The sequence below is a fragment of the Paraburkholderia sp. genome, assembly GCF_026225065.1.
Taxonomy (GTDB): domain Bacteria; phylum Pseudomonadota; class Gammaproteobacteria; order Burkholderiales; family Burkholderiaceae; genus Paraburkholderia.
The window spans coordinates 1-9,502 of record NZ_JAMFSB010000148.1 but is presented as its reverse complement, the minus strand read 5'-3'; the positions used below and the strand labels follow the sequence as shown (position 1 = coordinate 9,502).

The 9,502-nt window shown below is 60.7% G+C and carries 8 protein-coding genes; 6 read left to right on the top strand and 2 right to left on the bottom strand.

Annotated elements, in window-relative coordinates; translation table 11 throughout:
- Window positions 1–66: 66 nt before the first annotated feature.
- The 6 genes from miaB to lnt all read left to right on the top strand — a co-directional run bounded on the left by miaB (window position 67) and on the right by lnt (window position 6,705).
- Window positions 67–1,452, top strand: a complete 1,386-nt coding sequence (miaB, locus tag M0954_RS11450; RefSeq protein WP_297353268.1) for a tRNA (N6-isopentenyl adenosine(37)-C2)-methylthiotransferase MiaB — start codon at window positions 67–69, stop codon at window positions 1,450–1,452.
- Window positions 1,453–1,486: 34 nt separating this feature from the next.
- The gene (locus M0954_RS11445; protein ID WP_297353266.1) at window positions 1,487–2,557 is read left to right on the top strand and encodes a PhoH family protein; all 1,071 of its coding nucleotides are present in this window, start codon (window positions 1,487–1,489) and stop codon (window positions 2,555–2,557) included.
- 66 nt (window positions 2,558–2,623) lie between these two features.
- Window positions 2,624–3,085, top strand: a complete 462-nt coding sequence (gene ybeY / locus M0954_RS11440) for an rRNA maturation RNase YbeY (RefSeq protein ID WP_297353263.1) — start codon at window positions 2,624–2,626, stop codon at window positions 3,083–3,085.
- A 35-nt stretch (window positions 3,086–3,120) separates the two neighbouring features.
- Window positions 3,121–3,792, top strand: coding sequence for a gamma-glutamylcyclotransferase (locus M0954_RS11435; protein ID WP_297353261.1), 672 nt, complete (start codon window positions 3,121–3,123; stop codon window positions 3,790–3,792).
- Between the two features lie 314 nt (window positions 3,793–4,106).
- On the top strand, window positions 4,107–5,003 hold the full coding sequence (locus M0954_RS11430) for an HlyC/CorC family transporter (protein ID WP_122153417.1): 897 nt from the start codon (window positions 4,107–4,109) through the stop codon (window positions 5,001–5,003).
- A gap of 31 nt (window positions 5,004–5,034) precedes the next feature.
- Complete coding sequence (gene lnt, locus M0954_RS11425) at window positions 5,035–6,705, top strand: apolipoprotein N-acyltransferase (protein ID WP_297353260.1); 1,671 nt, start codon at window positions 5,035–5,037, stop codon at window positions 6,703–6,705.
- A gap of 875 nt (window positions 6,706–7,580) precedes the next feature.
- On the opposite strand, the gene M0954_RS11420 is transcribed toward lnt, so the two are convergent.
- Entirely contained in the window at window positions 7,581–8,099 is a 519-nt protein-coding gene (locus tag M0954_RS11420) for a hypothetical protein (protein ID WP_297353258.1), read from the bottom strand.
- Window positions 8,100–8,107: 8 nt separating this feature from the next.
- On the bottom strand, window positions 8,108–9,502 hold a 1,395-nt coding region (locus M0954_RS11415; protein WP_297353256.1), incomplete at its 5' end, for an RHS repeat-associated core domain-containing protein.

The following is a 9,502-nucleotide window of genomic DNA, read 5'->3' as shown; positions in this document are numbered from 1 at the left end:
CACGTTTTCGCCTCTCTTCACTCTTAACGACGCCCCCAGATAAACCACTGCGACCGGCGAAATTCGATGACCAAAAAAGTTTATGTAAAGACCCACGGCTGCCAGATGAACGAGTACGACTCCGACAAAATGGTCGACGTGCTCGGTGCGGCTGAAGGCCTCGTCAAGACCGACAACCCGGAAGACGCGGACATCATTCTCTTCAACACCTGCTCGGTGCGCGAAAAAGCGCAGGAAAAAGTCTTCTCCGAACTCGGCCGCGCGCGCGAGCTGAAGGAAGCAAATCCGAACCTGATTATTGGCGTGGGCGGCTGCGTGGCGAGCCAAGAGGGCGCGTCGATCATCGCCCGTGCGCCGTATGTGGATCTGGTGTTCGGCCCGCAAACCCTGCACCGTCTGCCGCAGATGCTCGACAAGCGCCGCGAAAGCGGCCGCCCCCAAGTGGACATCTCGTTCCCGGAAATCGAAAAGTTCGACCATCTGCCGCCGGCGCGCGTCGACGGCCCGAGCGCCTTCGTCTCGATCATGGAAGGCTGCAGCAAGTACTGCAGCTACTGCGTCGTGCCGTACACGCGCGGTGAAGAAGTATCGCGTCCGCTCGACGACGTGCTGACCGAAATCGCCGGTCTTGCCGATCAGGGCGTGCGCGAGGTCACAATGCTCGGCCAGAACGTGAACGCCTATCGCGGCGCGCTGACCATCGGCTCACCCGAGATTGCGGACTTCGCGACGCTGATCGAATACGTCGCGGATATCCCGGGCATCGAACGCATCCGTTACACCACGTCGCATCCGAAGGAATTCACCCAGCGTCTGATCGACACGTACGCCAAGGTGCCGAAGCTGGTGAGCCATCTGCATCTGCCCGTGCAGCACGGCTCCGACCGCATCCTGATGGCGATGAAGCGCGGCTACACCGTGCTCGAATACAAATCGGTGATCCGCAAGCTGCGCGCGATCCGCCCGGATCTGTCGCTCTCCACGGACATGATTGTCGGCTTCCCCGGCGAGACCGAGGAAGATTTCGACAAGATGATGACGCTGGTTCACGAGATGAAGTACGACACCAGCTTCTCGTTCATCTACAGCCCGCGCCCCGGCACGCCGGCGGCGAACCTGCACGACGACACGCCGCGCGAGGTGAAGCTCAAACGGCTGCAACATTTGCAGGCCACGATCGAGGCAAATGTCGCGCGCATCAGCGAGTCGATGGTCGGCAAGGTTGAGCGTATTCTGGTCGAACGGCCGGCGCGCAAAGACCCGAACGAACTCGCCGGCCGCACCCAAAACAACCGCGTGGTGAATTTCCCGGTGCCGTTGGCATCGCACGCGCGGCTGATTGGCCAGATGGTGGACGTGAAAATCGTACAAGCGTACCCACATTCGCTACGTGGCGAACTCGTGCTGGTTCACGACGCGATGCACAACGACGCGCCCGCCACGACCCATTAAGCGTACTGACTACCGACAGGATCGATCCAACGCCTTGAAGACCTCTCAGCAGCATCTGGAATTCACCGCACCGCGCGAAGACAACGTGCGGCTCGCCAACCTCTGCGGACCGCTCGACGAAAATCTGCGGCAGATCGAGCAGGCGCTCGACGTCACGCTGCAGCGCCGCGGTCACCGCATCTCGATCCGCGGCCGGGGCGCCAAGGTGGCGCTCACCGCCCTCGAAAATTTTTACAACAACGCGCGCGATCCGCTCTCCGTGGACGATATCCAACTCGCGCTGGTCGAAGCGCGTCATCCGCCGCGCAAAAGCACTAATGGCACCAACGGCTACGAAAGCCCGGACGCGCGCTTTCGCCACGACCCGGATCATCCGTTCGACGAACCGGCCGACACCGGCGAGGAAGACCTCGAAGCACTCGGCCCGAAGCTGTACACGCGGCGCGCCGACCTGCGCGGCCGTACCCCGGCGCAACGCGAATATCTGAAGCAGATCATCGCGCACGACGTGACCTTCGGTATCGGCCCGGCGGGCACGGGCAAGACGTATCTGGCGGTGGCCTGCGCCGTGGATGCGCTGGAGCGCGACCAGGTCAAACGCATCGTGCTGACGCGCCCTGCCGTGGAAGCGGGTGAGCGGCTGGGCTTCCTGCCGGGCGATCTGGCGCAGAAGGTGGACCCGTATCTGCGTCCGCTGTACGACGCGCTGTACGACCTGCTCGGTTTCGACAAAACCGCCAAGATGTTCGAGCGGCAGATGATCGAAATCGCGCCGCTCGCCTACATGCGCGGCCGCACGCTGAATCACGCGTTTATCATCCTCGATGAGGCGCAGAACACCACGCCCGAACAGATGAAAATGTTTCTGACGCGGATCGGCTTCGGCTCGAAGGCCGTGGTCACGGGCGATACGACCCAGGTCGACTTGCCGCGCGGCCACAAGAGCGGGCTGATCGAGGCGCAGCAGGTGCTGACGGACGTGCGCGGCATTGCCATGACGCGGTTTACCAGTGCCGACGTGGTGCGGCATCCGCTGGTGGCGCGCATCGTGGAAGCGTACGACGCGCACTCGCAGAAGAACGCCAGCCCCGCCGACGCACGTTGAGCCGGCCGTGCCGCCACGTATTGAATACCGCCTTCGCCCGTTAAGCACGCAACAAAGCCCAGACGTATGAGCCGCGCCCCTAAATTAACGTTGAACGTGCAATTTCCCGCCGCCAAGGCCTGGCCGGAGCACAAGGCGATTCTGCCGCGTGCGACGGTGGCCGGCTGGGTGAAGGCGGCGCTCTTCGCCGACGCAGAACTGACCGTGCGCTTCGTCGACGCCGAAGAAGGCCGCACGCTGAACCGCACGTATCGCAGCAAAGACTATTCGACCAACGTGCTGACCTTCGCCTACGCCGAATCTGAAGACGATCCGGTGACGGGCGATCTGATCCTGTGCTGTCCGGTGGTCGAGAAAGAAGCCGCCGAGCAGGGCAAGACGCTGGCCGAGCACTATGCGCACCTTTTAGTCCACGGCACACTGCATGCGCAGGGCTACGATCACGAAGTCGAAGAAGAAGCGCAGGAAATGGAAGCGATCGAGACAGAGATCCTCGCCGCGCTCGGCTTCCGCGATCCCTATCAATAGAACCATAACCGCACCAGGCCCGTAGGCCATTCGCCGTGAGCGCCCCCTACCCCGTACCCGACGACCGCCCACCCTGCCCCGGCTATCCGCCCGAGTTAGGCGAATCGCGTCTGTTGACGGACGAGGAATTGCGCGCCTCACTCGACTGCACGCTGCGCGACTGGGACCGGAAAAGCGATCTTTGGCTGTTCGGCTATGGCTCGCTGATCTGGAATCCGGGCATGCCGACGGTCGAGGCGACGCGCTCCAAGGTGCACGGCTATCACCGCGGCCTGTATCTGTGGTCACGGGTGAACCGCGGCACGCCGGAACAGCCGGGCCTGGTGCTGGCGCTCGACCGTGGCGGCTCGTGCGCCGGCATCGCCTTCCGGCTGGCCGCCGAGGGCGCGATGCCGCATCTGGAAGCGCTCTGGCGGCGGGAAATGGCAATGGGCTCCTACCGGCCCGCCTGGCTGCCGTGCAATCTCGTCGACGGACGGCGCGTCGACGCGCTCGCCTTCGTGATGCGCCGCGACATACCCACGTACACTGGCAAACTGGCCGACGAGGTCGTGCAAACCGTGTTCGGTTGCGCCAGCGGGCGGTACGGCACGACGCTTGATTACGTCAGCCGCACGGTAACCGCGCTGCGCGAGAGCGGCATGCCGGACCGCGCGCTGGAAGCGCTGCTGGCGCGTTGCCGGGAAGCGCAGAGCGACGGCGGCTGAATTACCGAACGTTGGCGAACGGGCGTTCGCTTGTGCAGCGCGCACGTCGCCGCGAGGCGTGGAGGCGTGGAAACGTGAAGCCGTGGCGCCAGAACGTCTGCAATCTCCGATTGGCCTTACACTGAGCTTGCGTCACGGATTTTTGCTCCACTGCCCTTTGACCAGCGTTATCCGTTAGCATTGAACCAGGCCCTGCGCATGCGGCGCGACCCTTTGTCCCTGCCGGCAAGCCCGTGGGGACACGGTCCTGCCATGTGCGTGGTGTATCCTTAACGCTCTGCAACAGCGCGCCCAGTCTTGCCGGGCGCACCACCATGAACGACACGTATTCCAGTCGACACCGAACTAGCGACAAACCACAGGAAAAACGCTCCCTGCTTGAGCGTCTGACCGACTTCATCTCGCCCGAGCCCGAATCCCGCGGCGAACTTCTGGAAATCCTGCAGGACGCCCACGAGCGCAACCTGATCGACGCAGATTCGCTGTCGATGATCGAAGGCGTTTTCCAGGTCTCCGAACTGTGTGCGCGCGACATCATGATTCCGCGCGCCCAGATGGACGCGATCAACATTGCGGAAACACCGGCGGAATTCATCCCTTTCCTGCTGGAGAAAGCGCACTCGCGCTATCCGGTCTTCGAAGGCAATCGCGATAACATCATCGGCGTGCTGCTCGCCAAAGACCTGCTGCGCTATTACGCAGAAGAGGAATTCGACGTGCGCGGCATGCTGCGCCCGGCCGTGTTCATCCCGGAGTCCAAGCGCCTGAACGTGCTGCTGCACGACTTCCGCGTGAACCATAATCACATTGCGATCGTCGTCGATGAATACGGCGGCGTCGCGGGCCTCATCACGATTGAAGACGTGCTGGAGCAGATCGTTGGCGACATCGAGGACGAATACGATTTCGACGAGGAAAGCGGCAACATCATCGCCTCGCCGGACGGGCGCTACCGCGTGCGCGCGCTGACCGAAATCGAGCAGTTCAACGAAGCGTTCAACACGCATTACTCGGACGACGAAGTCGACACGATCGGCGGGCTCGTCACGCATCACTTCGGGCGCGTGCCGCATCGCGGCGAGAAGGTGCGCATCGACGACCTGATCTTCGAGATCCTGCGCGGCGACGCGCGGCAGATTCACATGCTGCTGGTACGCCGCGATCCGCTCGCGGGCCAGCGCGAGCGCGACGCGCAGCACGTGCAGACCTGATCTCTCTCTTCCTTAAAACGACCGCGCAATAATGGCCGACCCGATTACTTCCCGTCTGCGCCGTGGCGTGACGTCCGCGGTGGCGCAAGCACCGGGCCGGACGCTGCCGCGATGGCACTACCTTATCGCACTGATCGCCGGTGCGGCGAACACGCTCTCATTCGCGCCGACGCCGCACGGCGGCTGGCTCGAAGTGGCGATCTTCGCGTTTTTCTTCGCGTGGCTCACGCGGACCACGGGGTGGAAAAGCGCTGCGCTGACGGGTGGAGCGTTCGGCTTCGGCAACTTCGTCACGGGCGTGTGGTGGCTGTACGTCAGCATGCACGACTACGGCGGGATGGCGCCGCCACTGGCTGCGGCGGCGCTGGTTCTGTTTTCGTTGTATCTGGCGGTATATCCGGCTTTGGCTGCGGGGGTGTGGTCTTTTTGCGCGGGGCATGCGCAAAACGGCGCGCTCGACGACAAGCCGTTTTCGCCGACGTGGCATGGCGCGTTTGCGTTCGCCAGTGCGTGGGCGGTGAGCGAATGGCTGCGCGGCTACGTGTTCACGGGGTTTCCATGGCTCGCCAGCGGTTATCCGCAGGTGGACGGGCCGCTTGCGGGATTCGCACCGGTGACGGGTGTGTACGGCGTGGGCTGGATGTTGGCGCTGGTTGCTGCGTTGATCGTGCAGGCGGTAGTGCGTGTGCGTGAGCCTGCAGAGCTGCGCAAGGGCGCAACGCGTGTGGCCCGGGTTGCGCCTGCCGCTGTTGTCTCGGTGGCACTGATTGCGGCCGGCATGCTGCTGCCGTTGGCCACGTGGACGGTGCCGGCTAACGCGCCGCTTAAAGTGCGGCTGCTGCAAGGCAACGTGAAGCAGGAGATGAAGTTCGAACAGGCCGGCATGGTGGCCGCCATCAACGAATATCAGCAGATGATTACCGCGAAACCGGCGGACCTGATCGTGACGCCGGAGACGGCGATCCCGGTGCTGATCCAGGAACTGCCGGTGCCGTTTGCTACCGCGGTGCGCAACTTTGTCGATTCGACCGGCACGTCGATCCTGTTCGGGGCGATTGGCGGCACCATCACACCTGAAGGGCGGCTCGTCGACTATACGAATAGTACGTTCGGCATCACGCCGGGTTCGCATGAGTTGTATCGCTACGATAAACATCATCTCGTGCCGTTCGGCGAATTCGTGCCGTGGGGTTTCCGCTGGTTCGTGAACCTGATGAATATTCCGCTCGGCGATTTCTCGCGTGGGGCACCGGTGCAAAAGCCGTTCCTTGTGCATAACCAGCCGGTTTCGGTTGATATCTGTTACGAGGATATTTTCGGCGAGGAAATCGCGCGGTCGATTCGTGAGAGTGATACGCCGGCCGGGGTGTTGGTTAATTCTACTAACCTTGCCTGGTTTGGTGACACGATCGCGCTGGATCAGCATCTGCAGATTGCGCGGATGCGCTCGCTCGAGACGGGGCGGCCGATGTTGCGGGCTACTAATACTGGCACGACCGCTGCGATTGATGCGCGCGGGAATGTGATTGCGCGGCTGGCGCCTTTTACGGTTGGGTCGATTGATGTCACGGTGCAAGGGACGTCGGGGAATACGCCGTATGTGACGAGTGGGAATAATACTGTGCTGGCGGTTTCGCTGTTCTTGCTCGCGTTTGGATTTGCGTTTGGGCCGGGGATACGGAGAAGGAACGGAGGCGGTTAGAGAAGGTGGCGCTCTGGTTGAAAGGAGCGTCATTTTTTTGCCTCGGTGCGACCACGGTTTCGGCAACGTCTTAGCTAAGCCATATAAAGCAGATATTGGATGACGCCTCCAGCCGGCCTTCTCTCGTCAATCGGGCCGAGACCCTGCCGATGTAGGTGCCGTAGCGGCTTAGAGATCGAAGAATCAAAGAACCGGCCACTGGGCGGCTACGCCGTTTCTCGCAACTATGACGAAGCGCACAAATCGTCGATCAGTGATTCGAATGCAACCTTTACAGATGTTTTCACAAACAAAGTCCGTCGCTTCTCCGAATGGCAGAAAGTCTCCACGTTTTCGATGGACATGTATTAGAAAATCTGTGGCACCGATCGTTAACAGAAATTGCTGAAGCAAATCTCGCCGAACCTCGCCATCGAGCATGATGTGCTTCCATTCGCACTTTGCCAGATCGATGGTGGGGTAGTTCTTTTTGAAAAGTGAATGTACGCCTCGCGGGCTCATCTCGCTCACAGAATGATTGGTTCGATCTCGCTGCCATAGGTCGAGGGTTGCGCCGTGACTATTCTTCCGCTGAGAAGCGGCACCTGCTTCCGGCAGGACCGGCAAATCAAAGCTTTGTGCGAGTTCTTTCCTAGCAGAACGGTGGCTGAGTCGATCGGTGCTAAGCCGAACCTAGAATTCACCAAATAAGAAGGGCCGTATTGCCGCCCTCCAGTACTAGCCCCGCGCGACCATCATTACACCGCTTTAAATGCAGAAGGGCCGCTCGCGCGGCCCCTCTGTATTTAAACCCATGACAGACAACAAATATAACGATTTGCAATTCAATATTTATCTTGTACAGCTAGACACGATGCGGCAACGGCAGCAACAGATCAATCATCTAACGGCTCACAAAGCCAAGTCCCGTCACCTTTAAGCGTTCGCACCTTCTTCGCCTCATAGTCGTAGAGTAGCCACTGCTCCTCATATCGATCTCCCTCGGCCAGATATGGCCATGTTGCAAGCTCCCCGCCAAGATCAAACCGAAAGACCGTCTTTACATCTTTCGGCAGGACCTCGACCGACAGCAATATTTGCCCATCGAGATATTGCAATGCTTCATTGATAGCGTCGCTCGACGCCTCGTTGTCCGCGAGCCGCATGCCATTCGAGCTTATCGTCCAGTTGCACATATAGATCCAAAGGTGCCACCGACCAGACACGATTACTCGACGACGATCTGCGGACTTGCGCACTTCAGGCAACTCCGATCGCGACAAACGCGGTTCCTGAATCCGCAGATGCGGGTCACCGTACTCTAGGGTAAGGAACGATCCGACGCCTTTCCGGACCTGCCAGGTGGGCAAGCCGCAGACCTCCGAAAAAGCGTCTCTTATGTCATCACGCAACATACTTTCGCCTAGTTATTGGTCGGGCAAAACATCTCTATCGCTATCCCTTTGATCTCATGGTAGCCGTAGTCTTGACCAGTTATCGCGTCATGCAATTTACGACGCTGACCTTTGGTCAAACCAAGCTCCCTAACGATATCGCTAACTTGTTTGTTTTGAGCTTGATTGTTGCCCGGCGTACCTGTTGACACGAGACCGAACGGGTCATTGAGTTGGACCGGGTTCCCACCCACATAAGCATACGCATTCGTCTGCCCACTCGCCCACCCGATCGGGTCTTCACTGATGAACCTTGCCGTCGCCGGACTGTAATACCGGTTCCGGTAGTAATACAGCCCCGTCCCATCATTCTCCCGCCCAGTGTACTGCTGCGGATTCACATCCGCCGACCCCGTTGCCGTCGTCGTCCCATACGGCTGATACCGATACTGCGTCTGACTCTGCTGGTTCGCGTCCGTCAACGCAATCACATTGTTGTTCGCGTCGCGCAACACATACCGATCCTGGCTCGCATCATCGCCAATACGCTGGTAAGTCAGTTCGTCCGGTCCGCTCTCCGGGTACGGGGAGAACGCACGGATGCGCTTTGTCAGGTCGTTATCAGGCGCTGTGAAACTGAGCTGATCGCCAATCCAGACGGTCTGCATCCGGTGGCCGTTGACCGTACGATCACTGCGCCGGCCGAACGAGTCATAGCTGAAGCTCGCAGTCACCGCGCCGGTGATCTGGCTCAGCAAGTCCTGCGCGTTCCAGGTGTACTGACTCACCCCATCGCTCGCAAGGTTGCCGTTCAGGTCATAAGTAAAGGTCTTGCCCGACCAGCGCGTAAGCTGGTTCGCCCCGTTGTACTGGGTGTCGCTCACCGCTTGCGGCAGATCGACCTTCGCGAGGCTGCCGCCCGCCTTCGTGCGTCGACCCGCTAGGTCGTAGGCGTAGGTGACATCGCCCAGCAGACTTCCGTCGGCGTGCCGGTACGTGATCCCGGTCAGCTGGCTGGCGGCATCCCATGTGTAAGTCACCGTGATGCCATTGGCGAGCGTCGCCTGGCTGCGCCGTCCCAGCGCGTCGTACGCATAGCTAAACTTCTGCGGCGCGTCACTGTTCACCTGGTACTGAATCTGGGTGAGCCGATGCTCCGCATCGCGCGTGTAATCCGCCTTCGCGCGATCCATGTCGATGCCTGCCAGATCCCGTGTGTCGGACGCATAGCGATACGTCCAGATCCCTTGCAGCACAGGCCAGTCAAACGTGCGAAGCAGCTTGCCCGTGACGCTGTCGTAGTAGATCGCCGTTATGGCTACCAGATTGTCGGCAATGATGCCACCGTGCTGTGTCGGCCCGTAGTCGTCGACGCCCTGCACTCTATCCAGCGTGTCATCCCAGGCATAGCTCCACCTGCGGGT

Coding starts and splice junctions, on each gene's coding strand:
- miaB (WP_297353268.1), top strand. CDS start 67: ATGACCAAAAAAGTTTATGTAAAGACCCACGGCTGCCAGATGAACGAG.
- ybeY (WP_297353263.1), top strand. CDS start 2,624: ATGAGCCGCGCCCCTAAATTAACGTTGAACGTGCAATTTCCCGCCGCC.
- M0954_RS11430 (WP_122153417.1), top strand. CDS start 4,107: ATGAACGACACGTATTCCAGTCGACACCGAACTAGCGACAAACCACAG.
- lnt (WP_297353260.1), top strand. CDS start 5,035: ATGGCCGACCCGATTACTTCCCGTCTGCGCCGTGGCGTGACGTCCGCG.
- M0954_RS11420 (WP_297353258.1), bottom strand. CDS start 8,099: ATGTTGCGTGATGACATAAGAGACGCTTTTTCGGAGGTCTGCGGCTTG.